At 73.0% G+C, this 24,953-nt stretch carries 19 protein-coding genes; 5 read left to right on the plus strand and 14 right to left on the minus strand.

What is annotated here, in order from left to right:
- Positions 1–3: 3 nt before the first annotated feature.
- The 8 genes from ACJOT3_RS12120 to ACJOT3_RS12155 form a co-directional block, all read right to left on the minus strand.
- Positions 4–1,587: a GlnX family signal transduction membrane protein gene (locus ACJOT3_RS12120; protein ID WP_406971983.1), complete on the minus strand. Its 1,584-nt coding sequence runs from the start codon at positions 1,585–1,587 to the stop codon at positions 4–6.
- On the minus strand, positions 1,547–2,284 hold the full coding sequence (locus ACJOT3_RS12125) for an FHA domain-containing protein (protein ID WP_406971985.1): 738 nt from the start codon (positions 2,282–2,284) through the stop codon (positions 1,547–1,549). Before ACJOT3_RS12125 ends, ACJOT3_RS12120 begins: the two co-directional genes overlap by 41 nt.
- A gap of 9 nt (positions 2,285–2,293) precedes the next feature.
- Positions 2,294–3,640, minus strand: coding sequence for a vWA domain-containing protein (locus ACJOT3_RS12130; protein ID WP_406971987.1), 1,347 nt, complete (start codon positions 3,638–3,640; stop codon positions 2,294–2,296).
- On the minus strand, positions 3,624–5,390 hold the full coding sequence (locus ACJOT3_RS12135; protein WP_406971989.1) for a PP2C family protein-serine/threonine phosphatase: 1,767 nt from the start codon (positions 5,388–5,390) through the stop codon (positions 3,624–3,626). The genes ACJOT3_RS12130 and ACJOT3_RS12135 overlap by 17 nt, the downstream gene beginning before the upstream one ends.
- Positions 5,391–5,407: 17 nt before the next feature.
- Entirely contained in the window at positions 5,408–8,104 is a 2,697-nt protein-coding gene (locus ACJOT3_RS12140; protein WP_406971991.1) for a serine/threonine-protein kinase, read from the minus strand.
- Positions 8,101–9,393 (minus strand): coiled-coil domain-containing protein, encoded by a 1,293-nt coding sequence (locus ACJOT3_RS12145; RefSeq protein ID WP_406971993.1) that lies wholly within the window; start codon positions 9,391–9,393, stop codon positions 8,101–8,103. Before ACJOT3_RS12145 ends, ACJOT3_RS12140 begins: the two co-directional genes overlap by 4 nt.
- A gap of 262 nt (positions 9,394–9,655) precedes the next feature.
- On the minus strand, positions 9,656–10,219 hold the full coding sequence (locus ACJOT3_RS12150) for an AAA family ATPase (protein WP_406971995.1): 564 nt from the start codon (positions 10,217–10,219) through the stop codon (positions 9,656–9,658).
- 116 nt (positions 10,220–10,335) lie between these two features.
- Positions 10,336–11,478 carry a macrolide family glycosyltransferase gene (locus ACJOT3_RS12155; RefSeq protein WP_406972021.1) on the minus strand — a complete coding sequence of 381 codons (1,143 nt, stop codon included), beginning with the start codon at positions 11,476–11,478 and terminating at the stop codon, positions 10,336–10,338.
- Positions 11,479–11,721: 243 nt separating this feature from the next.
- Between ACJOT3_RS12155 and ACJOT3_RS12160 the strand changes: the two genes are divergently transcribed.
- On the plus strand, positions 11,722–12,036 hold the full coding sequence (locus ACJOT3_RS12160) for a putative quinol monooxygenase (RefSeq protein ID WP_406971997.1): 315 nt from the start codon (positions 11,722–11,724) through the stop codon (positions 12,034–12,036).
- 14 nt (positions 12,037–12,050) lie between these two features.
- Here the strand turns inward: ACJOT3_RS12160 and ACJOT3_RS12165 are convergent, their stop codons facing one another.
- From ACJOT3_RS12165 to ACJOT3_RS12180, 4 genes are all read right to left on the minus strand, one after another.
- A complete protein-coding gene (locus ACJOT3_RS12165; protein WP_406971999.1) occupies positions 12,051–12,845 on the minus strand; it encodes an HdeD family acid-resistance protein in 795 nt (264 codons plus the stop codon).
- A gap of 207 nt (positions 12,846–13,052) precedes the next feature.
- A complete protein-coding gene (locus ACJOT3_RS12170) occupies positions 13,053–14,342 on the minus strand; it encodes a citrate synthase (protein WP_406972001.1) in 1,290 nt (429 codons plus the stop codon).
- 703 nt (positions 14,343–15,045) lie between these two features.
- Positions 15,046–16,671, minus strand: a complete 1,626-nt coding sequence (locus ACJOT3_RS12175; RefSeq protein WP_406972003.1) for a peptide chain release factor 3 — start codon at positions 16,669–16,671, stop codon at positions 15,046–15,048.
- Positions 16,672–16,747: 76 nt separating this feature from the next.
- The gene (locus ACJOT3_RS12180; RefSeq protein WP_406972005.1) at positions 16,748–17,479 is read right to left on the minus strand and encodes a TetR/AcrR family transcriptional regulator; all 732 of its coding nucleotides are present in this window, start codon (positions 17,477–17,479) and stop codon (positions 16,748–16,750) included.
- Positions 17,480–17,640: 161 nt separating this feature from the next.
- On the opposite strand from ACJOT3_RS12180, the gene ACJOT3_RS12185 reads away from it, so the two are divergent.
- Positions 17,641–18,798, plus strand: a complete 1,158-nt coding sequence (locus tag ACJOT3_RS12185; RefSeq protein WP_406972007.1) for an acyl-CoA dehydrogenase family protein — start codon at positions 17,641–17,643, stop codon at positions 18,796–18,798.
- 81 nt (positions 18,799–18,879) lie between these two features.
- On the opposite strand, the gene ACJOT3_RS12190 is transcribed toward ACJOT3_RS12185, so the two are convergent.
- On the minus strand, positions 18,880–19,692 hold the full coding sequence (locus ACJOT3_RS12190) for an NAD(P)H-binding protein (protein ID WP_406972009.1): 813 nt from the start codon (positions 19,690–19,692) through the stop codon (positions 18,880–18,882).
- Between the two features lie 144 nt (positions 19,693–19,836).
- Between ACJOT3_RS12190 and ACJOT3_RS12195 the strand changes: the two genes are divergently transcribed.
- From ACJOT3_RS12195 to ACJOT3_RS12205, 3 genes are read left to right on the plus strand one after another with little or no spacing between them, the layout of a single operon-like run.
- Positions 19,837–21,018, plus strand: coding sequence for a sensor histidine kinase (locus ACJOT3_RS12195; RefSeq protein ID WP_406972011.1), 1,182 nt, complete (start codon positions 19,837–19,839; stop codon positions 21,016–21,018).
- Positions 21,015–21,701 (plus strand): response regulator transcription factor, encoded by a 687-nt coding sequence (locus tag ACJOT3_RS12200; protein WP_406972013.1) that lies wholly within the window; start codon positions 21,015–21,017, stop codon positions 21,699–21,701. The genes ACJOT3_RS12195 and ACJOT3_RS12200 overlap by 4 nt, the downstream gene beginning before the upstream one ends.
- 23 nt (positions 21,702–21,724) lie before the next feature.
- Positions 21,725–22,684, plus strand: coding sequence for a glutaminase (locus ACJOT3_RS12205; protein ID WP_406972015.1), 960 nt, complete (start codon positions 21,725–21,727; stop codon positions 22,682–22,684).
- A gap of 68 nt (positions 22,685–22,752) precedes the next feature.
- Here ACJOT3_RS12205 and ACJOT3_RS12210 read toward each other — a convergent pair whose 3' ends face one another.
- A complete protein-coding gene (locus ACJOT3_RS12210; protein ID WP_406972017.1) occupies positions 22,753–24,444 on the minus strand; it encodes a serine/threonine-protein kinase in 1,692 nt (563 codons plus the stop codon).
- Positions 24,445–24,953: the final 509 nt, after the last annotated feature.

Consider the following 24,953-nt stretch of genomic DNA (forward strand, 5'->3'; position numbering starts at 1 on the left):
CGGTCACCGGTACTCGGCCAGGCGGGGCCGCACGCCGAGGGCGACGAGCAGGAGCAGCAGCAGGGACCCGGCCGGGAGCAGCCACACCCAGGGGGCCAGCGCCGCGTCGCCCTGGTCGATGCCCCGGGAGAACTCCTCCCGGTGCACCTCGGTGAGCCCGTCCAGCGCCTCCTCGTAGGTGGCGAAGGTGCCGTTCTCCGAGTCGGCGACGGCCATCCGGATGCCGATGGCCTCTTCGAGGTCCTCGTCGCGGACCGCCTCGCGCATGAGCCGGTCCTGCGTCTGGATCTCGTTGTAGGCGCCGAGCACGTCGGCCAGCCGGTCCTCCTGCCCGGGCAGGAGCGCGTCGTGCGCACGCCGGCCCAGGTAGCCGAGGGTGCCGGGGTCGTCGGGGTCGGCGCCGTCCGCCCCGGGCAGTTCGGGGTAGCGGTCGGCCACCTCGTCGATGGCGGTGTAGTAGTCGGCGAGGTTGCTGACGGGGCGGAACAGCACCTGCTGGGACCGCTCCAGGTACACCTGCTGGTAGTTGTCGGCCTGCTCGGGGTCCAGCAGGTAGCGGCTCTGGTCGGCCTGCATGTCGGTGGCGATCGCCCCGCCGCGGGCCAGCGACATCGCCGCGTCCAGGCCCTCCTCCTTGGCGTCGCTCTGGTGTCCGCCGCTGCTGACCAGGGCCTGGATCACCCCGGCGGTGAGGGCCACGGTGAGCACGGAGGCGGCGAGCAGCGGCAGGTTGAACCGGCGGCGGAACTTGAGCCGCAGGTACACCTGGAGGCCGAGCAGGGACAGCAGCACGGCCGCGCCGACGCCGCCGACCCACAGCAGGCCCAGGGTGACCGCGGCCTGGCCGTCCTCGTGGTTGGCGCGCACGATCGCCGAGGAGTCGAGTCCGAGGTTGAACGCCTTGGGCAGCAGTTCGGTGTGCATCAGCCGGGTCGCCGACCGGTACGACTCCAGGGCGGCGGCGTCCACCTCGCCGGGGGCGGCCCGGGCCTCGTCGTTGCGCAGCAGGGCCTCGGTGACGAGCCGTTCGTAGGCGCCCAGCCCGTCCAGAACCTCCTGGACGTTGCGCTCCTCCACGGTGTCGCCCTCGGTGAGCGACGCCGCCTGGAGCAGCGACTCGTTGGCCTTCTCCCGGCTGCTCTCGTACTGCTCCAGGGCGTCCTCGCGCCCGGAGCCGAGGCCGTGGTCGGTGCCCATGAGCAGCACGTCCGCGATGCGGGCGTCCATGTCGGCCAGCGACAGGTACAGGTCGGTGGTGGCCATGGCCTGCGGTCCGGCGCCGCGGCCGAGCACGTCCAGGCCGGTGCGGGCCTGGTCGAGGGTGTAGGCGGCGGACGCGAACAGCCCGGTGACCGCCGCGGCGCTCAGCAGGGTCAGCAGCCACACCCGGGCGGGGGTGGTGGCCAGCCACCGCCGGAACCGGGACCACCCGTCACGGGCGTAGGTCCCGGTGCGGCCGCCGCGTGTCCCGGAGCGGTCGGACTCCGCCGGTCCGTGGGGGCGGGCCGGTTCCGGCGGGGCGGTGGAGGAGGGAATCAACGAGGGTTCACCCCTTCTGGAGGATGATGACGGTCCATGCGCCGACATAGATCCGGTCGTTGTCGTTCAGGGGGACCTCCACGTTGGGGGCGACGGGGTTGTCGGTCCCGTTGATCGTGGTCCCGTTGGTGGAACCCGGGTCGAGCAGTGACCAGGTCCCGCCGGGCCGGGCGACCAGGATCGCGTGGATGTGGGAGATCGCGGGGTCCCCGCCGGGGCCGCCCAGGTCGATCTCCGGGGTGAACCCGCGGCTGGCGCTGGCCCGCCCGATGTGCACCCGTTCCCCGGTCAGGTCCACCCGGCGCGGCTGGATGGCGGCCGGGAAGGAGATGCGGGCGGGGTCGAGCATGCCCTGGTTCACCATGTACTGGTAGTAGGCGGGGTCGGCCGTGACGGTGGCCCGCCAGCCCACCCGGATCCCCGAGGAGCCGCTGCCGGGGTCCCGGCGCTGGTGGGAGGCGAAGTCGTAGCCGCACTCCTCGCAGAACCGCCCAGTCCTGGGGGTGGAGCACTCCGGGCAGGGCCCGCCTCTGGGAGCGCCGGCGGACCGCCGCGGCGGTGGAGCCTGCGGCGGCGGGGCCTGCGGTGCCCGGTGCGGCTGGGGCACGTGGGCGGTCGGCGGCGTGTGCGCCGACGGTCCCTGCGACCAGGCGGGTGGTGCGGGTTCGTACGCCTGGAGGCGCAGCCCGCAGATGTCGCAGAAGTCGGTCGCCGTGGAGTGGTGCCCGGATGGGCAGCTCGGCATGGGTCCCTCCTACCCGGGTCCGGGGGCACCGTCGTCCGGTCCCGAGGGGCGGGGCCGGGTCCGAACGGTCCGGGTCGAGTTGGTGTCCAGTGTCATCTCGTCGATCTTTTCGACGGTAGGCCGGAGCCGAACGGTTCCGGTGACCGGGTCCAGGACATCGACCACCTTCTTGAGGAGCCTGGCGGTCTCCTCGTTGCCCGTCTCGTCGGCGAGCGCGACGGCCCGGCCCAGCCGCGTCGTCGCGGTGTCCTCGTCCCCTGCCCGGCGGGCCTCCAATCCGTCCTGAATGGCCTGGGCCAGCTCGACCTGGCCCGTGTAGTGGGCCACCCGGGGGTTGATCTCGGTGACCCTGTGCTCGTCCGCCGTCCACTCCGCGAGGATGTTCCCCGAGGCCAGGACCCTGTCCTGGGAGGTGTCGGGGCCGGGGAGGACCACGCGCACCCACCCGGCGCGCATCTGGCGCCCGGGGTCGCCCGGGGGGACCTCCACGCAGATGTGGTAGTCGCGGTTCTCCGTACCCCAGGAACCGGTGGGGTAGTCCTTGGCCTGGGCGGCCCGCTCCACGGCGCGGTCGCCGAGGTCCTGGACGGTGGGGGCGACCTGTTTCACGTAGCGCACCACGGCGTCCCGGGGCGTCCACAGGCGCAGCGCCACGTCGGCGATGGCCTTGCCCATGGAGGCCTGTGCCATCGCCCGGAAGTCGGCGGCCAGGTCGGCGGGGTCGGCGATGATGCCGGGGCCGCCGCCGAGCAGGGCGGCGTCGATCTTGCGGAGCTCCTCGACCTTCCAGTCGGTGCCCACGCCGCGGCAGTCGCAGACGAAGCTCCCGGCGATGCGCCGCAGGGTCCGTTCGAAGTCGTCCGGGACCTCGTTGTTCTGGCCGTCGGTGAGCAGGATGGCGTGCTTGACCCCGCCGTCGACGGTGGCGAACAGCTCGGCGGCCCGGGTGAGCCAGGCGCCCATCCGGGTGCCCCCGTCGGCGCGCAGGCGGCCGACGGCCTCCATGGCCTCGGCCCGGGTGGCGGTGTCGACCGTGGCCAGGCGGTCCCCGGAGGGGTAGATCATCTCGGCCTGGCGGTGCCCGGCGATCACCGCGAAGCGCACTCCGTCGCGCAGCGCCTCGATGGCGGCGCGGGCGGCCTGCTTGGCGGCGTTGATCTTCTCCCCGTACATGGAGCCGGAGGTGTCGATGATGATCAGCTCCGCCGCCCGGATGTCCGCGCCGACGAGCACCGGACCGGTGGAGGTGACGCTGACGACCGCGTGCACCTCCCGCCCGCCCAGGGGCAGGAACCGGTTCTGGTCGATCTCCACCCGGAACTCCGGCTCGGCGGCGCGTTCAGCCCTGTTCGACACGGGGACCCCCTGCGGGTACGGGAATGACGACGACGGTGATGTTGTCCTTGCCGCCCCCTTCGAGGGCGAGCCGGACGTAGGTGCGGGCCGCCTCCAGGGGGCGGGTCCCCGCCCCGGGCACCGCTTCGGTCAGGGCCCGTGCCTCGGGGTAGTAGTTCCACAGGCCGTCGCTGCACAGCAGGACGGTCCCGGGTCCGGTGGGTGTGACGGTGGAGATGTGCGCGTCGATCTCGCCGGAGTCGGCGCCCATCCACGCGATGAGGGCGTGCGCGTTGGCCGAGCGCATCGCCTCCTCCCGGGAGAGCGCGCCCATCTGCACCATGGCCTCGCTCCAGGAGTCGTCCCGGGTGAGCAGGGCGGAGACGGTCGCGGCGGGGTCGCCGGAGAGCCAGTAGGCGCGGCTGTCGCCGACCCAGCCGACGGTGACGGTGCCCGTGGCGGGGTTCACCACGGCGGAGACGAAGGTGCAGGCCGGTGCCGAACTCGGGGATTCGGCGATGGCGGCGACGGCGTCGGCCGCCCGGGTCATGGCCACGCCGGTGGCCTCGCGGGCGTCGACGCCCCGCCGCATCTGCTCGGCCAGGACGGTCACGCCGGTCTCGGCGGTGACCCGGGACGCCTCGTCGGAGCGGGGCGAGCTGGAGACGCCGTCGCAGACCACCGCGCACACCACTCCGGCGGCGTGCGGGGAGTCGTCGGGGACGACCCGGATGGCCATGGCGTCCTCGTTGCGCCGGTGTCTGAGTCCGCGGTCGCTGACGCCGACGACGGTGCGGGTGCGCACCTCGACGTGGTCGCGGCCGGTGGGCTGGAGGAACCCGCACTGTTCGCAGTAGCCGTCGACGACCCGGCCGGGGCACCACACGCACAGGTCGGGGTTGGTGGGCTGGACGGGCTCGGAGCCGGTGGGCGGGGGCCAGTCGGGGGCGACCCGTTCGGGCGCCGGTCCGGGGGGTTGCGGGTCGCGGCGGACGGGCTGGGTGGCCAGCGAGTCGATGGCGTCCCAGTCGTCGTCCACGGCGAGGCTGTCGGTGAGGGAGCGGCCGGGGCCCCGGGGGGAATCGGTGGGGGGCGCGCCCGGCACCGGGGCGCCCGAGGGCGCCGCGGCGCCGGACGGGGGCCCGGCGGGCGCGGCGGGGCCCGCGGGGGGCGTGCCGGCGGGCCGGGTGCCCCCGGAGGGCGTCGCGTCCGAGGGGATGATCCCGGCGACCGTGACGTCGGCCGGGTTGACGGTGCGGTAGACGCCCTGCGGGTTGGGCTCCTCGCGGGCGGTCGAACCCGACGGGGTCGAACCCGGGTACGTGGAGCCCGAGGGCGTCGGGGCCGAGGGGATGGACCCCGGCCGCGTGGAACCCGAGGGAGTGGAACCCGACGGGGTGGACCCCGGCCGCGTCGAACCCGAGGGGGTCGCCCCGGAGGCCGTCGGACCCGGGTACGTCGGCCCGGAGTGCGTCGACCCCGGACCCGTCGAACCCGAGGCGGTCGCCCCCGAGCCCGTCGGACCCGGGTACGTCGCCCCCGAGCCCTCGTACCGGTCGGCGCCGTACAGGCTCACCTGCGGCGCCGTGGGCCCGCCGTCCGCCGGGACCAGGCCGGGCACGGCCGGGTTGGGTCCGGTCGGCACCGTGTCCGGGTTCTCCGCCGGGGCCTGCCGCACGTCCTCGGGCAGGGGGTGGCCGCAACGCTCGCAGAAGGCGTCGCCTGCGGACACCTTGTCGGCGCACCCCGGGCAGGTCCGCACCTTCGTCATCGCTGTTCCTTCGATCCTCACAGCAGCGTCACGGGTCGTAGGGAGTTGGCCTTATCGATCAGCTCGTACCGTTCCGTGACCGAGGTGGACCGGTGCGCCAGGTCGCGGTAGCGCTGCTCCAGGTTGGCGCGCACGCCCTCCTCGGTGAGCGGACCGCCCAGCAGCACCGTCCCGTCGGCCCGGCCGCCGGCCCCCAGCCAGTCCAGCGCGGACTCCAGGGCCCGCGCGGCCAGCCGGTCGGTGGACTCGCTGTCCAGTCCCAGCCGCTCCAGGCGCTGTCCGGCGCGCACCAGGTCGTCGGCGTCCCGGCCGGGGTGGCGGGCCACCAGTACGGAGATGAGCGCCGTCTGGGCGTGCACGTACAGGCTGGACAGCTCCGGCACCGTGTCCAGGACCGCGATGGCCCCGTCGCGGTCGCCCTGGGCCAGCCGGATGCGGGCCAGGCCGAACGCGGCGCTGACGAAGGAGTGGTCGGTGTTCCACACGTTCTGGTAGTGCCGCGCGGCGATCGCGTGCTCCCCGGTGCGCTCGCAGGCCAGCGCCAGGCCGAGCTTGGGGGCGCTCTCCCCGGGCAGGTGGCCGTACAGCTCGTCGAAGTGCTCGCGGGCACCCTGGAAGTGCCCGGTGCTCAGCTCGGCGACCGCCAGGTACCACATGGTGCGCCAGTCGCCCGGGATGCGCTCGCTGAACTGGTGCAGCACGTCCATGGCCGGCCCGTGCCTGCCCAGGGTGATGAGCGTCCGGGCCAGCATCAGCAGCGTCTCGGGGGTGGGCTCCGGCATGGCCCGCAGCGCCGTGACCAGCTCCTCCGGCGCCAGGGCCTGGAAACCCCGCAGGTGCTGGGAGGCCGGGTCGGTGGGGTCGATCAGCGGTGCGGGCAGCAGCGTCGCCGCCTCGGTGGGCGAGGGCGGGACGAGCATGCGGTCGGCCCGGCCCACGTCGGAACCGATGGTGAAGTTCTCGCCGCCGAACAGGGTCGAGGGCGCCGGGTGGGGCGCGCCCTCCATGTCGGAGAGCACCTCCCGCAGCACGCCGGTGAGCTGGTCGGCCATGTCGGAGGCGTCGTGGAAGCGGCGCTCCATCTCCGGGTGGGTGGACCGGCGCAGCAGCCGGTCGTAGGACTCGTAGCGCTCCAGCAGCGGGATGGACGCGCGCGGCGGCAGCTCGTGCGGGTATTCGCGCATGAAGCTGAACCGGAAGCTCAGCACGGCCAGCGCCCGCCCCACCGAGTACAGGTCGGCGCTGACGGTCGGGCCGGGGCCGCGCAGCTCGTCCTCGGGGACCCGGTAGCCGGGGGTGGTGTAGACGGGGCTGACGGCGTCGTCCATGCGGCGCACGCCGCCCAGGTCGATGAGCTTGATCTGCTCTTCGCTCTGGATGACGTTGTCGGGCTTGAAGTCGCAGTACAGCAGGCCCCTGGAGTGCAGGTAGCCGAGCGCCCGCAGGACCTCCAGGCCGTACGCGATGACCTGGTCCACCGGCAGCACCGCGTCGGGGTCCTGCTCGCGGCGCTCCATCAGGAGTTCGCGCAGCGACTTGCCGCCGACGTACTCCATGACGATGTGCCCGGCGGGGATGCCCGTGCGCGCGTCGGGGTGCTGGGAGAAGTTGATGATCTTGACGATGTTGGGGTGCTCGACCTCGGAGAGGAAGGCCCGCTCGGCGGCCGCGGCCTTGTGCGCCTCGGCGTCGCCGGCGTTGAGCAGGCCCTTGAGCACCACCCAGCGGTCGTTGACGTTGCGGTCGCGGGCCAGGTAGATCCAGCCCAGGCCGCCGTGGGCGAGGCAGCCCAGCACCTCGTACTGGCCGCCGACCTTGTCCCCGGCGCTGAGCTTGGGGGTGAAGGAGTACTGGGTGCCGCACTTGCGGCAGAACCCCTCGGTGCGGCCCTGGTGGTCGCCGCGGGTGCGGCCGACCTTCTCGCCGCAGTTGCCGCAGAACCGGTTCTTCTCCGAGACCACCGGGTTCTTCATGATCGCCTCGGCCGGGTCCCGGTAGGGCACCGGGGGGACGACGACCATGCCCGCGCCGAGCATGCCGCGGGTGGAGCGCCGGGTGCGGCCGGAGCCAGGGCCCGAGCCGCCGCCGACGGCACCGGTGATGCTGCCGGGTCCGGAGCGGCCCGAGAGGCGGATGTTGCCCGAGATGGGGTGGGAGTGGATGGGGTCGCCGATGTCGTCGCCGTCGGACGAACCCGGCCACTGGTCGAGGCCGCTGCCGCCGGAGGAGGCCGCGCCGGGAGGCGTGCCCGGGGGCGTGCCCGGGCCGCTCGGCGCGGCGAAGGAGTGCTGCGGACCGGACGGCGGCGGGCCGAGCGGCGGGCCGCCGGGCGGGGGCGCGCCGAAGGACCCCTGCGGGCCCGAGGGGTGGAACTGCGCCGGGGGCGGGTACTGCGGCGGCCGCGGGGCCGCCTGCGGTGCCGGCGGCTGCTGTGCCGCCGACTGCTGGGGCGCCGACGGGTGCGGGGCCGGCGGCCCCGGGGGCCGTCCGGGCGCCGCGTACCCCGGCTGCGCCCCGGAGGGGTTCTGGGACGCCGCATAACCCGGTTGCGGCCCGGTGCCCCAGGACGCGGCGGGCGGGAAGGAGGGGTTCTGCGTGGGTCCGGGCGCAGGGGGCACCGGGGACGCTGCGCCGGGCGCGGGCTCCAGCCCGCACACGACACAGAAACCGTCCTCGATCGCACCGCCGCACCCGGGCTTCGTGCACTTCGTCATCTGCTCACACCACCATCGCTCTCGCCGTCTGACGCGCCTGCACCCGGTGTGGTTCTGCCCTGGGTGGTTTCGGTCACCCCGGGTTCCTCCATCGACCTGCGGTAGGCGGCCAGGGCGACCGTGGCGGCCCGCAGGTCGCCGGGCGCGGTCCACAGCTCCCGGTGCGCGCGGGCGTGGAGTTCCCCGACCCGCGGGTCCTCGGCCAGGCCCAGCCGGACCGAGCGGACGCGGTAGGCCTCCAGCCGGCCGCGCAGCTCGTCCCGCCGGGCCAGCAGGCCCTCCAGGTTCTCCCCGCGCTCGCGGGCGTCGTCGGCGGCGGTGTGGACGGCCGCCTGCACCTCGCCGAGCAGCACGCCCAGCTCGCGCCAGCGGCCGCGGGCGCGCAGGGCGTCCATCGCCTCGATGCGGGCGCGCAGCGCGGGCACCGGGTCGGGGACCTCGATCGCCTCCGGTTCGCGGATGCGGCTGACGACGTGGGCGCGCCGCTCGCGCAGGGAGGCCAGGGTCGCCTCCAGGTCGTCGACGGCGGAGACGAGGCGGCCGGTGCTCTCGCGGTAGGAGTCGCGCATGCGCAGGGCGTCGCGCAGCTCGCCGCGCACCGCCTCCAGCCGCTTGCGCAGGCGGTGCAGATCCGTGGTGTCGACCTGCCGGTCGGCTCCCAGCAGGGAGAGGGGGTCGCGGCGGACGGTGTCGCCGACCCGGGACAGCTCCGAGCGCAGCGCCTCCTCGCGCTCCTCGCCCTCCTCATCGCCGGTCCCGTCGCCCGCCTCCTCGATCATGTCGCCGAGGGTGCCGACCTCCCGCCACAGCGAATCGAGCTCGGCCAGGCGGGGGTGCAGGGTGTTCCAGGCGGTCTCGGCGGCCGAGACGACCTCGGTGATCTCCTCGTAGTCGGCGGTCATCCGGGCGACGGCCTCGGCCAGGGTGATGTGCTCGGTGTCGGTGTCCAGCAGCCCGCGTTCGTGCAGCGGGGCCTTCTCCAGCGGCAGCTCCAGGCAGGGGCCGGTGAGCAGGAAGGTCAGCCGGGTCTGGTCGGAGGCGCGCCTGCTGCCCAGCCCGTGGTGGTCGGTGGCCTGCTCCACCGTGCGGCGGAAGGCGTCGAAGGTCGACCACAGGCGGTGGATATGGCGGTCGGCGTGCTCCCACCGCTCCCGGGTGCGGCCGCGCAGGTCGGCGCCCTTGAGCATCCGGTGGCCGACGTGGTCGTCCAGGTCGGCCAGGTTGAGCGTGATCCGCTTCAGCTCCCCGCGCACCCGGTTGAGCGCGTGTTCGATGCCCTCCCAGCTCATGGGCGGCGTATTCGCCTCCGACGCGCTCGCCACCTTCCGTACCACTCCCCGCGTCCGTCCGCCCCGCGCCCACCGGGTGGACGCGCACGGTCAATGCTCCCTTTACCTAGAAGAGTCTGGCGGGGGGCTGTGCCGATCACAAGGGAGGGCCGGATTTACGGCCGTGAACGGCCACTTACGGCACGTTCGTGAACCGCCGGCCGCCCCGTCACCTCCCGGGCTCATCCACCCCTTCCGCCGCAAAAGTGCATGAGTGAAATTCTCACTCTCCGTGGCCCTGACCCCGGTCCTCCTCGGCCAGGGCCGCCAGCACGAACCGGGCCCGCTCGGCCACCGGGACCCGGGGCAGCTCCACCGGGTCGTAGCCGTACCGCGGGTAGGCCTCCCGCATGGCGCGGCCGGTGCGCAGGGCCTCCTCCCACGACTGGTGGCGCTCGGCGTCCCCGGTGAAGATCTCCGGCCAGGGCGGGGCGAGGAAGACGGTGCGCCGGTACCGGAAGCGGCGCGCGGCGGCGTCCACGTGCGCGGGCACCGGCAGCCCGCGCAGCAGGAAGTACCCGGCCATGTCCGGCACCCCGCGGTCGCAGAACACCGGGCCGGGCAGTGCCGCCGCCTCCCGGTGCGAGCGGATGTCCCAGGCCAGCATCAGCTCCGCGAACAGGGTGTCGTCGCGCCAGGCCAGGCCGGGCCCGTCGATCGCGCGCTGGTCGCGGATGACGGCCCGGCCCGCCTCCTCGGTGCGGGCGTACCCGAGCCCGGCCAGGTGGTCGATGAGGGTGGTCTTGCCGGAGCCGGGGCCTCCGGTGACGATGACGAGGTGGTCCACGGGTGTTCCTTCCGCGAGGGGACGGGGACGAGGGGGCGGGGGTACGGCAGGGGGCGCGCGCCGGCCCGCGGCCGGAACGCGCCCCCGGGGCCCGGGACCCCCGGCTCCGGGACCGGCTACGGGATCTCGGCCTCGATGAGGTCTGCCGCGTACGCCGTGCCCTGGTTCCGCAGCCTGGCGGAGATCTCGGCCAGGCGGGCGGCCACCCCCGGGTCGGCGGTCAGCTCCAGCAGCGCCGACCGCAGGGCGGCCGGGTCCTCGGCCCTGTCGTCGAGCCGCCGGGCCACCCCCAGCTCCTGGAGGCGGTCGGCGTTGTCGAACTGGTCCACGGCCTGGGGCACGGCGATCATCGGGACGCCGCAGTACAGCCCTTCGCCGGCGCCGCCCATGCCCGCGTGGGTGACGAACGCGTCGGCCTGCCGCAGCACGGACAGCTGCGGCACCCACGGGTGCACCTCGACGTTCGCGGGCACCTCCCCCAGGTCAGCCGGGTCGACGTACCTGCCGACCTGGAGCACCACGTGCCATCCGGGCAGCCCGGCGAACGCCTCGACGCACGCCCGGTAGAACCCGGGCCGGTTGGTGTAGGCCGACCCCAGGGACACCAGGACGACCCGCTCCGCGCCGGCGGGGCGCGTCCACTCCCCCTGGTCGGCCCGGTCGCCCAGGCAGGGTCCGACGAAGGTGACCGTGTCGGCGACGGTGTCGGCGAACGGCTGCATCTCCCGCGGGATGAGCGCCAGCGTCCGGTCCGGGCGGCCGGCGAAGGCGGCGTGGTCCAGCCCGGCGACGCCGTTCTCGGCGAGCCAGGCGTCGAACTTGGCGAAGTGCTCGGCGGCGCCGGGCTGCTCGGCCAGCCAGGACATCACCGTCTCCTGGTGGTCGGCCCAGGCGACGTAGGTCGGGGACAGCTGCACGCTGGGGATCCCCCACCGGATACCGAGCACCCGGGCGGCGTACCCGCCGATGTCGTACAGGAACACGTCGGGCCGGTCGGCGTCGTAGGAGTCGCGGATGACGGGCAGGGCGTTGACCGCGTCGTCGAGGAACACGTCCATGCCCTCGACGGGGTCGTCCGGCCACTCCTCGTCCCCGGTGGGCAGGGTGGTGGTGAACGGGACGAGCTCGGCCCCGGTCGGGGTGATGAGGTCGGCCATGAGCGTGTCGTTGGCGACCGTGACGCGGTGGCCCCTGCGGACCAGTTCGCGGAGGATCTCCAGGCTGGGCAGGGTGTGGCTGACGGCCGGGACGCCGACCATGGCGATGTGGGCACGACGTGTCACGTCGGGACTCTCCAGATGTCGAAGGCTGCTACGGGTAGGGCACGGGGGCGCCCGGCCCGCTCACGGGGCGGGGCGCCGGGGCGTCGGTGACGCCGGGCCGCTAGCCGTACATCTGGAAGTACACGCCGCCATGGTAACCGCGCCCCGGCCGCCGCGCACCCCGGATACGGGCGCTAGGATCGGGCACCCGTCCCCGCCCCCGCCCCCGTAGGAGCCGCCGTGTCCGACCGCCCGCTGTCCCTGGTCATCTCGGTGCGGACCCTGCCCGGCCGCCGCGACGCGTTCGTCAGCGGGATCTCCCGGCACGCCGCGACCTCGGTCCGCGAGGAGCCGGGCTGCCTGCGCTTCGACGTGACGGCCGACGCCGCCGACCCCGACCTGTTCTGGGTGTGCGAGGTGTTCGCCGACGAGTCGGCCCTGGCGGCGCACCGCGCCTCGCCGCACTTCGCGGCCTGGCAGCGGGAGAAGGCCGCCTCGGTCGTCCCCGGAAGCCAGGTCGACCGCAGCGGCCCCCTTCTCGTCAGCGAGTCCTAGGCGGGTCGGTGCGGCTAGGCCGGGCCCTCGGTGCCCGGGTCGCCGCCCTCGCCCGGGGCGCGGTGGCGGCCGCCGCTGCGGCGCACCGCCCCGGTGTCGCCGGTGTCCTCGCCGGTCGGCCGGCCGGGCGCGTTCGGGTCGCCCCGGTAGCCCTCGCTGTAGCCCTCCGCGTACCCGTCGTCGAAGGCGCTCACCGGGTTCTCCGGCATCTCGGACATGTCGGCGGAGGCCATGGCGTCCGCGTCGGCCATGGCATCGGCGGCACCGCGCAGCCGGACCCCGGAGACGATCATGACGACACCGAAGATCAGCGCGTAGATACCGACCACGAACACGATCGCCTGCGCCCCGGCCAGCGGCCAGAACCACAGCAGCAGGCCGAACACGACCGAGAGCGCACCGGCGAAGATCAGCAGCCACTCGGAGCTGATGTGGGCGCGCAGGCGGACGGCGGTGACGATCTCGGAGACACCGGTGATGATCGCCCACGCACCGATCACGAACACCAGCGCGAGGACTGCGGCGACCGGCCAGATCAGGGCGATCAGACCCACGATGGCGCTGAGCACCGCCTGGACCACGAGCGGGGTGCGCGTTCCCGCCGCGGCCCGGAAGGCCGCGTATCCGAGCAGGATCGCGTCGACGAGGGCGTAGGCACCGAACACGATCGCCAGGGCGACGGTGGTCAGGCCGGGCCAGATCAGCGCGATCAGACCGAAGAGCACCGCGGCGACACCGCGGAGGACCACCATCCACCAGTTCCTGCTCATGGCACCGAGGATCTCCCCGGCCAGCATGTTGCGCATCATGGTCGTCCCACCTCCCTTGTGCGCTCCCGTCGGAGAGGGCGCACCCTGCAATCTCCCCTCAAAGTCGCACGTCGACGGCAGGGTGTCCGCAAAATACGCGGAAAGGGACGGTTCTGTGCCGGTATGGATGACTCGAATACCCGGACAAAAAGGACGCCCGCCCCGTCAAAAGACGAGGCGGGCGCTCCGTACGCTCCCTGCCGGGGACTAGCCCAGACCCGGGTAGCGGCGCTCGGCGGAGCCGATGTAGTGCTGGCGCGGGCGCGCGATCCGGAAGGCCGGGTCGTGCAGCTGCTCGCGGTAGTGCGCGATCCAGCCGGGCAGGCGGCCGATCGCGAACAGCACGGTGAACATGTTGGTCGGGAAGCCCATGGCCCGGTAGATCACGCCGGTGTAGAAGTCGACGTTCGGGTAGAGCTTGCGCTCGGTGAAGTAGGAGTCGGCGAGCGCGGCGGCCTCCAGCTTGAGGGCCAGCGCGAACAGCTCGTCGGGGTTCTCGTCGCGGTCCAGGATCTGGGTCGCGAGGCCCTTGATCTCCTTGCTGCGCGGGTCGAAGTTCTTGTAGACCCGGTGGCCGAAGCCCATGAGGCGGACCTCGCGGGCCTTGACGCGCTCCAGGAACTCCTCGATGGTGACGCCCGAGTCGCGGATCTCGTCGAGCATCTCCAGCACGGCCTGGTTGGCGCCGCCGTGGGACGGGCCGGACAGGGCGTTGACGCCGGCGGCGACGCTGGCGAAGATGTCGGCCTGCGAGGAGCCGACGGTGCGCACGGTGGCGGTGGAGCAGTTGAGCTCGTGGTCGGCGTGCAGGATGAGGAGCAGGTCCACGGCCTTGCCGAAGAGGTCGCCCAGCTCACCGGTGGCGGCGTTGTCGCCGAAGGTCATCCGGACGAAGTTCTCGACGTAGTCGAGGGAGTCGTCCGGGCCGATCGGCTCGGCGCCGATGGAGTTGCGGTAGATGCGGGCCGCGATCGTCGGCAGCTTGGCCAACAGCCGGATCGTGGCGAGCTCGACCTGGGCCTCGTCGGACGGGTCGACGCTGTCGGCGTAGTACGCGGACAGGGTGTTGACGGCGCTGGCGAGCAGGGCCATCGGGTGACCGTTGCGGGGCATCGCGTCCAGGAACGCGCCCATCTCGGCCGGGATGTCGGCGTTCTCGCGCAGCTTGTCGGAGAACTCCTTGAGCTGGCCGGGCTCCGGCAGCTCGCCGTAGATCACCAGGTAGGCCACCTCAAGGAAGGTGCTGCCCACGGCGAGGTCCTGGATCGGGTACCCGCGGTAGCGGAGGATCCCGGCGGCCCCGTCGATATAGGTGATCTTCGAGCTACACGAAGCGGTGTTGCCGAACCCCGGGTCCAGGGTGGTCATGCCCGTCGAGCCCAGCAGGGTCTTCAGCTCGATGGTCTGCTCACCCTCGGTGCCGGTGAACACCGGCAGCTTCAGCACGCCGCCCTCGTAGTGGAGCTCTACCGTGCGCTCTTTGTCGTCTTCGCTCATGCCCGAGGTCAACCTTTCCAGGCGGGGGATACGTGAGGTGCGTCAGACGCGGGGCGGTCCGCCTCCACGTTCTTGTTCACTCGTTATTGTTCTGTTTTGTTAAACGACGATTAAGCAAAATCATATAAGTTTCACCGATTCACGGACAGGTGACATGCAACACATACCCAGATGTGACAAGAATTACCGTGCGGTGAAGATTTGCAATCTTTGCCAGATGTCGTTTACTCCGTGATCGCCCTGAGACATCGCGGAGCCCCGGAGGGTTCTCCCCCGACGCCGCGGCACCTCCTGCGCCGGTCCCCTGAGCACCCCGATCACCTCACGAACCTCGCCTGCCGGGTGTCCTTCACAGATATGGACATACCCGGACACGACGGGATGCGATCAGCTGTCCGAACGCGCCCTAGTGGCCACCTATCAGAGTACCTTCGCCCTGATCACGGGGGTTGATGCGGGGTACCCCGGGTGCGGTGATCTTGACCTCTGCCCCGGGCACCGCACACCACCCCGCCCCCCGGAACGCGCGCGAGGTCGTCCCGGATGGGCAAAGAGTGTGCCCGCGGAACGGGAGTTCACACCTGTTCCGGCCCACGGGTCTTCCGAGCCCCTGTTCCCCGGGTGCGCCGGAGCCCCGGGAGCAGCGCCGACCGTTAAGGCCGGGGGTCCTTTTCCGCTCCCCCGCACCGTCTGCTAAAGGGCGTCAGTCGTCCTCGACGACGCCGCCGGCCAGCAGCGGTTCCATGAACAGCGACGGGTGGTCGCGTTCAATGACCCGCAGCCGCCACTTGTTGTGCACCAGCACCAGCAGTTCACCGTCGGAACGGCGGCGCAGCACCTCGGCCCCGGAAAGGCCGTGCAGGGTCGGCGCCGACCCCTCGTCGGTGCGCCGCGCCACCGAGTACTCCAGCGGCGAGACCTCGATGGGGCTGCGGAACTCCTGCTCCATGCGGTGCTTGACCACGTCGAACTGCAGCGGGCCGACCGCCGCCAGCACCGGGGCTTGCTCACCGCGCACGTCCGAGGTCAGCACCTGCACCACGCCCTCGGCGTCGAGCTGGGCGATCCCCTTCTGGAACTGCTTGTACTTGCCCGCGTCCTTGGCCCGGGCCACCACGAAGTGCTCCGGCGCGAAGCTCGGGATCGCCGGGAACTCCACCTTGGGGCCGTCGTACAGGGTGTCGCCCACCTTCAGCGCCTGCGCGTTGACCAGGGCGATCACGTCGCCGGGGAAGGCGGTGTCGATGGTGGAGCGGTCCGCGCCGAACACCGCCTGGGTGTACTTGGTGGCGAACGGGCGGCCGGTGGCCGCGTGGGTGAGCACCATGCCCCGGTCGAACCGGCCCGAGCTGACCCGGACGAACGCCATCCGGTCCCGGTGGTTCTTGTCCATGTTGGCCTGCATCTTGAAGACCTGGCCGGAGAACGGGGCCTCGACCCGGCGCGGCCGCTCGTTGACGTCGTCCTTGGCCGCCGGGGCGGGCGCCAGGCCCACCACGGCCTCCAGCAGCTGGCCGACGCCGAAGTTGGTGAGCGCGGCGCCGAACAGCACCGGCGACGACTTCCCGGCCAGGAACGACTCGGGGTCGAAGTCGGCGCCCAGCGCCTCCAGCAGCTCCAGCTCCTCCTGGGCCTGCTCCCACGCCTGGCCCTCGACCTCGGCGGCCCGGTCGGCGTCCACGGCCTCCTCGATGGCCTTGGTCGCACCGCCCGGGGTACGGGTCAGCTTGGTGTACTCACCGGTCCTGCGGTCGACCAGGCCGCGGAAGTCGCCCGCGATGCCCACCGGCCAGTTGAGCGGGGTGGGGCGCAGGCCGATGCGCTGCTCGATCTCGTCCAGCAGCTCCAGCGGCTCGCGGCCGGGGCGGTCCCACTTGTTGACGAACGTGATGACCGGCATGCGGCGCGCCCGGCACACGTCGAAGAGCTTGAGGGTCTGCGGCTCCAGGCCCTTGGCCGAGTCCAGCAGCATGACGGCGCAGTCCACCGCCGAGAGAACGCGGTAGGTGTCCTCGGAGAAGTCGGCGTGGCCGGGGGTGTCGAGCAGGTTGAGGATGCGGCCCTCGTAGTCGATGCGCAGCGCGGCCGAGGTGATGGAGATACCGCGGTCCTGCTCCATCTCCATCCAGTCGGAGGTCACGCCCTTGCGGTCGCCCTTGCCGTGGACGGCGCCGGCCGACGTGATCGCCGCCGAGTGCAGCGCCAGCGCCTCGGTGAGGGTCGACTTGCCGGCGTCCGGGTGGGAGATGACCGCGAAGGTCCGCCGGCGGCGGGCCTCTTCGGCGACCTCTGCCTCGTGCCGGGTAGCACCCGCCGTGTCCACACTCATGCGCGCTCGCCTCTTGGTTCTCTCCCGCCGACAACCGTTCCAGCCTACGCGGCCCCGGGCGCGCCCGGACCACCGGTCAGACCCGGGGGCCGGCCTCGTCGACGGCGGCGCTCAGCCGGCGCACCAGTTCGTCCCGGCCCAGGTCGGCGGGGTAGACGGCGACCATGACCCGGTCCCGGCCGGGCACCCCGCCGGGGTGGAGCATCGGGCCGACGGCGCGGCGGACGAACTCCATGGCGGCGTCGTAGCGCTCCCACACCCCGCGGATGTCCTGCTCCGGTTCGCGCAGCCAGCCGCGGAGCACGTGGTTGTGCGCGGAGATGAGGGCGGCGGCGGTCACCCCGGCGGCCAGCGACCGCTCCTCGGGGCCGCCCTCGCCCTCGCGGGCGGCCAGGTAGCGGCTGAACGCGGACTGGTAGCGGGCGGTCATCGCCACCTCGCGGTCGCGCAGCCGGGGGTGGACGCGGACCAGGCGGTACCGGGGGACGGTGACCTCGGGGTCGCGCAGGTAGTCGCGCAGCACCAGGCGGGCGGCGGCGAACACCGTGTCCAGGGGGTCACCGGAGGCGGTCTCCAGGTGCCGGGAGACCTCGGCGAACAGCTCGTCGTGCTCGGCGAAGAGGATGTCCTCCTTGGTGCCGAACCGGCGGAACAGGCTGCGCCGGCTGACCCCTCCGGCGGCCGCGATGTCGTCCATCGTGGTGGCCTCGAAGCCGTTCTCGGTGAACAGGCGGACGGCGGCCAGCACCACGTCGCGGGTGGGCACGCGCGCGGGCGCCGTCTTGGCGGCCGATCGCTCACCGACCATCGTTCCCCTCCCTCTGCTCGCCCGGGCACGGTCACCGAAAGGTATCCGACGCGCGGCGGTGTACTTCGCACCCTCCACCCCCTATTCTGACACTGAATGCCAGACCAAGGCACCCAGTGCCACTGATCGGGGGAGGGCGCACCTCCCACGGAGGAACGCAGATGAGCGACTTCGACCTGTTCAAGACCACCGAGGAGCACGAGGAGCTGCGCGCCGCCGTGCGCGCCGTCGCCGAGGACAAGATCGCCCCGCACGCGGCCGAGGTCGACGAGAAGAGCGCCTTCCCCCAGGACGCCCTCGACGCCCTGGTCGCCACCGACTTCCACGCCCCGCACATCGCGGAGGAGTACGACGGCGTGGGCGCCGACGCGCTGGCCACCTGCATCGTCATCGAAGAGGTCGCCCGCGTCTGTGCGTCCTCCTCGCTGATCCCAGCGGTCAACAAGCTCGGCACGATGCCGGTCATCCTGGGCGCCTCCGAGGACGTCAAGCGCCGCTACCTGCCCGAGGTCGCCTCCGGCGAGGCGATGTTCTCCTACGGCCTGTCCGAGCGCGAGGCCGGCTCCGACACCGCGGGCATGCGCACCCAGGCCGTGCGCGACGGCGACGACTGGGTCATCAACGGCCAGAAGTCGTGGATCACCAACGCGGGCGTCAGCAAGTACTACACCGTCCTGGCGGTCACCGACCCCGAGGGAGCGCGCGGGCGCAACATCACCGCGTTCGTGCTGCACGCCGACGACGCGGGCTTCACCCTGGGCGAGCCCGAGCGCAAGCTCGGCATCAAGGGCTCCCCCACCCGCGAGCTGTTCTTCGACAACGTCCGCATCCCGGGCGACCGGATCGTCGGCGAGCCGGGCGAGGGCCTCAAGATCGCGCTGCGCACCCTGGACCACACCCGCGTCACCATCGGCGCGCAGGCCGTCGGCATCGCCCAGGGCGCCCTGGACCACGCGGTCGCCTACGTCAAGGAGCGCAAGCAGTTCGGCAAGGCCATCGCCGACTTCCAGGGCGTCCAGTTCATGCTGGCCGAGATGGCGATGAAGCTGGAGACCGCCCGCCAGATGGTCTACGCGGCCGCCGCCAAGTCCGAGCGCGGCGACAACGACCTGGCCTTCTTCGGCGCCGCGGCCAAGTGCTACGCCTCCGACGCCGCCATGGAGATCACCACCGACGCCGTGCAGCTGCTGGGCGGCGCGGGCTACGTCAAGGACTTCCCGCTGGAGCGCATGATGCGCGACGCCAAGATCACCCAGATCTACGAGGGCACCAACCAGATCCAGCGCCTGGTGATGGCCCGCCAGCTGCTCAAGAAGTAGCCGCCTGACCGGACGCCCGGCCCCCGCTCCGCAACAGTGGGGGGCCGGGCGTCCCCGTGTCCGCGGCCGGTCAGAGGCCGGTCAGAGGGTGGACTCGCGGGCGAAGCGGCCCAGGGGGATGGGCTCGCGGCCCAGGGCGGCGCGGACGTCGTCGGTGACGTCGGCGGCGCGGCCGCGGACGGCGGCGGCGAAGCGCTCGTTGAGGGTGTCGATGTAGCGCTCGCCCCAGCCGCGGTCGGCGGCGCGGTAGTAGAAGCGGGACTCGTCGACCGGCTTGAACCGCCACACCGGGCTGTCGGTGCCCTTGGTCCAGCGCACGACGCCGCCGACGGTCAGCGGCTGCGGGCCGGTGAGGGTGTACTCCTTGCCGCCGTGGTCGCCCACGAGCGACTCCACCGCGGCGGCCGCCACGTCGCGGGCGTCCACGAAGCTGATCTCGGTGCGCCGCTTGACCGGCAGCTCCAGGCGCCCGTTGCGGGCGCGGGCCAGGTTGGCGAAGACGCCCTCGGTGAAGTCCTGGAACAGCCAGTTGGGGCGCAGCACCGTCACCCGGCCGAACAGCTCCTTGGCCTTGAACTCGGCGGCCCGCTGGTCGGAGTCGGAGGGCGCGTGCTCGGTGCCCATCGCCGACATCACCACGGCCCGCTCAACGCCCGCCTCGGCGGCGCGCTCCAGGAAGGCCGCCACCCGGTGCCCCAGGGCCATGCCCACCGGGGTCACCACGAAGACCCGCGAGGCCCCTTCGAGCACCTCCGTCCAGTTCGAGGTGTCGGTCCAGTCCAGCCGCCTCTCGGCGGTGCGCGAGGCACCGGTGGCGGGCAGACCGCGCCGCTTCAACTCGGTCAGGACGCGTCGGCCCACCATGCCGGTGGCTCCGGTCACCAGAGTGCTCATCGACTCCACGGTACCCACCGCCGCGACGGAAGTGGACGAGAACCGCGCGGGCGGTGACCGAAGTAGGTAAGCCCACCGCCATCGGTATCGTCCGCGTGCGCGGGGGGACCGCCGCGGCCTGCCGGAACGTAGACTCGCGTCGTTATGAACACCGTCACCGGGCCGTACAGAAGAGATGTGCGCGACTGGATCGTGGACCTGTCCATGTTCCTGCTCGCCCTCGTCTTCGCGGCCATGACGGTGCTGAACTTCCCGCCGCCGGGCCCGCCCGGCGGCGAGGTCCCCGTGATCACCGTGCCCGATCCCCCCACCTGGTGGGAGGCCTCCGAGCGGCTGGTGGCCCTGGCGGCCTGCACGTCCCTGTGGTGGCGGCGGCGCTGGCCGGTCCAGATCGCCGTGGCGCTGGTCGCGGTCTCGGTCGTCACGGAGCTGACCTCGGGCGCCCTGCTCATCGCCCTGTTCTCGCTGGCCCTGCACCGGCCGCCCAAGGTGAGCCTGGTGGTCTTCGGCCTGGCCATCGCCTCGGTGGGCCTCAAGACCCTCCTGCTGCCCGACCCCCACCTGCCGCCCCTGGTCGCCTTCCTGCTGGGGGTGGCGATCCAGGGCGCGGTCATCGGCTGGGGCCTGACCGTCCACCACCGGCGGGAGCTGGTGGACTCGCTGCGCGAGCGGGCGGTGCACGCCGAGACGGAGGCGCAGCTGCGCGCCGAGCACGCCCAGCACCAGGTGCGCGAGGCCATGGCCCGGGAGATCCACGACGTGCTCGGGCACCGGCTGTCGCTGCTGAGCGTGCACGCGGGCGCCCTGGAGTACCGGCCGGACGCGCCGCCGCGGGAGATCGCGCGTTCGGCGAAGGTGATCCGGGAGAGCGCCCACCAGGCCCTCCAGGACCTGCGGGAGGTGATCGGGGTGCTGCGCGCCCCGGTGGGCGAGCTGCCCCAGCCGACCATGGCGGACCTGCGCCAGCTGGTGGAGGAGGCCGACGAGGCCGGGGCGCGGGTGGCGTTCACCGAGGACTACGAGGGGACGGTCCCGGACCGGACGGGCCGCACCGCCTACCGGATCGTGCAGGAGGGGCTGACGAACGTGCGCAAGCACGCCCCGGGCGCGGACACCCGCGTGTCGGTGCGGGGCGCCCCCGGGGAGGGCCTGACCGTGGAGGTGCGCAACGGCCGCGCCCCGGCGCCGGGTCCGCGGAGCGGTTCCGACGGCCAGGGGCTGGTGGGCCTGACCGAGCGGGTGTCGCTGCTGTCGGGCCGGCTGGAACACGGCCGCACGCCCGAAGGTGGCTGGTGCCTGTCCGCTTGGCTACCGTGGCCCGCATGAGCGAGGCGCAGCGCGACCCCCGGGACATCGGCGTGGTCATCGTCGACGACGACGCACTGGTCCGGGTGGGGCTGGTGATGATGATGGGCGGGGCCCCCGACATCAAGGTCCTGGCCGAGGCGGAGGACGGCGGCAAGGTCCTGGACCTGGTGGAGCGGTACTCCCCGGACGTGGTCCTGATGGACATCCGGATGCCGACGGTGGACGGGCTGACCGCCACGGAGCGGCTGCGGGCGCTGGAGGACCCGCCGGAGGTGCTGGTGCTGACCACGTTCGACGCCGACGAGCACGTGCTGCGGGCGCTGCGGGCGGGCGCCGCGGGGTTCCTGCTCAAGGACACGCCGCCGGCGGAGATCGTGGAGTCGGTGCGCCAGGTGGCGCGGGGCATGTCGGTGCTGTCCCCCACGGTGACGAAGCGGCTGGTGGAGCGGGTCGGCGACAACGACGCGGACGCGCGGGCCGACCGGGCGCGGGGCCGGCTGGCCGCCCTCAACGCCCGGGAGCTGGAGGTGGCGGTGGCGGTGGGCCAGGGCCGGTCCAACGCCGACATCGCGGCGTCGCTGTTCCTGAGCGTGCCGACGGTCAAGACGCACGTGTCGAGCATCCTCACCAAGCTGGGGCTGAACAACCGGGTGCAGGTGGCGCTGCTGGTGCACGACGCCCGCCTCGTCCAGGACGGTTGACCCGAGGACCGAAGGGGGATCCGGTGAGCGGTTCCACGAGCGCGCACGATGACGAGATCGACCTGGACGACGCACTCACCGTCGTGATGGCGCGGGTCCGCCCGCACATCGGCGAGGGGAGGGTGGCGGACTACATCCCGGAGCTGGGGCGGGTGGACCCGGCCCGCTTCGGGTTCGCGGTGGCGACCGTGGACGGGCGGGTGCACACCGTCGGCGACACCGACCTCCGCTTCTCCATGCAGAGCATCACCAAGGTGTTCACGCTGGCGCTGGTCACACAGAAGGGCGACACGCGGAAGGGCGACACGCACATCTGGGAGCGGGTGCACCGGGAGCCCTCCGGCAGCGCGTTCAACTCGCTCTACCAGCTGGAGTTCGAGAACGGCATCCCGCGCAACCCGTTCATCAACCCGGGCGCGATCGTGGTCACCGACGAGCTGCTGGCCGAGACCGGGGACGCCTTCGCGACCCTGCGCGAGCTGCTGCGCGCCGAGACCGGCAACCCCGACCTGGACACCGACGGGGTGACGGCGCACTCGGAGCAGGCGACGGGTGAGCGCAACCGGGCGCTGGCCCACCTGATGGCGGGGTTCGGGAACATGCGCAACCCCGTCCCGGAAACGCTGGACCACTACTTCCGGCAGTGCTCCATCACCATCACCGCCACGGAGCTGGCCCGGGCCGGGCTGCTGCTGGCCCGGCACGGGGTGCGGGCGGACGGGAGCAGGATGCTCGACCGGGGCGCCGCCCGGCGCATCCTGGCGATCATGCTCACCTGCGGCACCTACGACGCGGCGGGCGAGTTCGCGTACAGGGTTGGCCTGCCCTGCAAGAGCGGGGTGGGCGGCGGCATCCTGGCGGTCGTGCCGGGCCGGTACTCGATCGCCGCCTGGGGTCCGGGGCTGGACGCCAAGGGGAACTCGGTGACGGGTGCCCTGGCCCTGGACACGTTCACGCAGGCGACGAACTGCTCGGTGTTCTGACCGGGGTCCGGCCGAACGCGCGCGGGGCCCCGGGGGACGTCCCCCGGGGCCCCGCGCGTCCCGTGCCCTCAGGCCGCGGGGACGAAGGTCTCCGAGAGCCGGTCCAGCAGCTGCCGGTTCAGGTCGGGGTGCTCGTTGCTGGCCACCAGGAAGAGCGCGTAGCCCTTCTCCTCGGTGTGGAAGCCGCGGTTGATGGCGTGCATGCGCCCGCCCCGGCCGTCGTAGGTGAACTCCCAGTCGGCGGCGGTGAGGTAGGAGTCGGCCCAGCCGCCCTCGACCTCCTCGATGCCGGTCATGGAGTAGCCGGGGAAGCCGCCCCGCGCCTGCGGCTCGAACTCGCGCCAGTCCCGGGCTGCGTCCGGGCCGGGGGAATCGGTCTGGTCGACCAGCAGGTAGCCGCCGTCGGGGTTGTCGAAGTAGACCATGTGGCCCTGCCTGCGCAGGGTCCAGTCGGCCGGGTACTCCACGGCGAAACCGCTGGAGTCCTCGTGCACCGCCATCTCGCCGGCCCAGGGGTCCTCCTCCTCGGCCTGCTCCTGCTCCGCGGCCTCCTCCGCGGCCTCCTCGGAGTCGTCGTCCTCGCCGCCCTCCTCGGCCGGCGGCTCCGACTCCTCCTGCGACGGGGCCGCCCCGGCCTCCTGCTGGGAGACCAGCCCGGCGTCGGGTTCGCCGTCCCGGTTCATGCTGATGAAGACCGTGGTGCCGGCGGCGACCACCAGGACGACGAAGGCCGCGGCGACCACCAGCAGGTTGCGCCGCCGGGACCGGTCCCGCCCGGCCGTCCGGGGCGCGGCGGCCGCGGGCTCCGGAGCCGGCTCGGGGGCGGGCGGCGGGCCGGACGCCATGGCCGCCTCCTCCACCTCCGGCTCCTCGGTCGGCACCGTCGTGGTGAGGGTCGGCGCCACCGGGGCGGCTGCCTCGGCCGCCTCGGCCCGGTCCCGGATCTCCCGCAGCCGGGCCCGGACCGTGTCGACGTCGGGCCGGTCCTCGGGCTTCTTGGCGCACAGCTCCCGCAGCAGCGGGGCCAGCGGCCCGGCGTTGACGGGGGCCGGGAGCTCCTGGGTGACGATCGCGGTCAGCGTGGCCACCGGGGTGGGCCGGTCGAAGGGCAGGGTGCCCTCCAGCGCCTGGTACAGGGTGATGCCCAGGGACCACACGTCCGAGGCGGGGGTGGCGGAGTGCCCGTGGGCGATCTCCGGCGCCAGGTAGCTGGGCGAGCCGATGAGCAGCCCGGTGCTGGTCAGGTGGGTGGCGCCGTCCAGGTGGGCGATGCCGAAGTCGGTGAGCACCGACCGGCCCTTGCCGTCGATGAGCACGTTGCCGGGCTTGATGTCGCGGTGGACGATGCCGCTGGCGTGCGCCTCCGACAGCCCGGCGCACATCTGCTCGCCGATGTCGGCGACCCGGGCCACCGGCAGCACCCCGCCCTCGCGGATGAGGTCGCCCAGGGAGGAGCCGCTGACCAGTTCCATGACGATCCAGGGGCGGCCGTCCTCCTCGGCCACGTCGAACACGGTGATGATCGACGGGTGGCTGAGCTGGGCGGCGCTGCGCGCCTCGCGGAGCATGCGGGTGCGCAGGACCTCCACCTCGTGCGCGGGCAGGTTCGGCGGGGTGGTCAGCTCCTTGACGGCGACCGGCCGGTCCAGGAGGGTGTCGACCCCCTTCCAGACCCGGCCCATGCCGCCCGCGCCGATGACCTCGTCCAGGCGGTATCGGTTGGCCAGGAGTCGACCGGAGTCGGCTTCCGAACTGTTCATGGGCGCGCTGTTCCTCTACGGGGGAAGGGCGTACAGGGGGAGACGTCGGAACGAAGGTGTGGCGGCTGTGGGGGACCGAGAGAGAATTCTAGGTTCCCCCGGGGGTGCACGACCCTCCTCCCCGGGGTAGCGGTCTCCTCCCCCCGAGGTGACATAACCCCGCAAAACACCCCTGACATGCGGCGACCCCGCCGCGGCGCCCCTCCGGGCACCGGTTCGGCGGGACCACGGCCCGGGCGTGTCAGCCCGGTCGCACCGACAGGAGGCTTCCGGCCCTGGTTCCGGTTCCGGGGGTTGCCGCCTGTTTGGGGTCCCAGGCCCCCGCCGGTGGGCAAGTGCGTGTGTGGCGTCAACGCTGTGGGGTGCGGGGGTGGTCTGTTCGGGGCCGCGGCCCTGACGGGTATGCGGGGAACGGTTCCTCCGGCTCCAGGGGGTCGGCGAAGGCATCGCCTCCGCCCCAGGGGGTTGCCCATCTACCCGGAGGCCCCGGCCCCGGCCGGAGGGCGTTG

The sequence above is a fragment of the Nocardiopsis protaetiae genome, assembly GCF_045446735.1.
Lineage (GTDB): Bacteria > Actinomycetota > Actinomycetes > Streptosporangiales > Streptosporangiaceae > Nocardiopsis > Nocardiopsis protaetiae.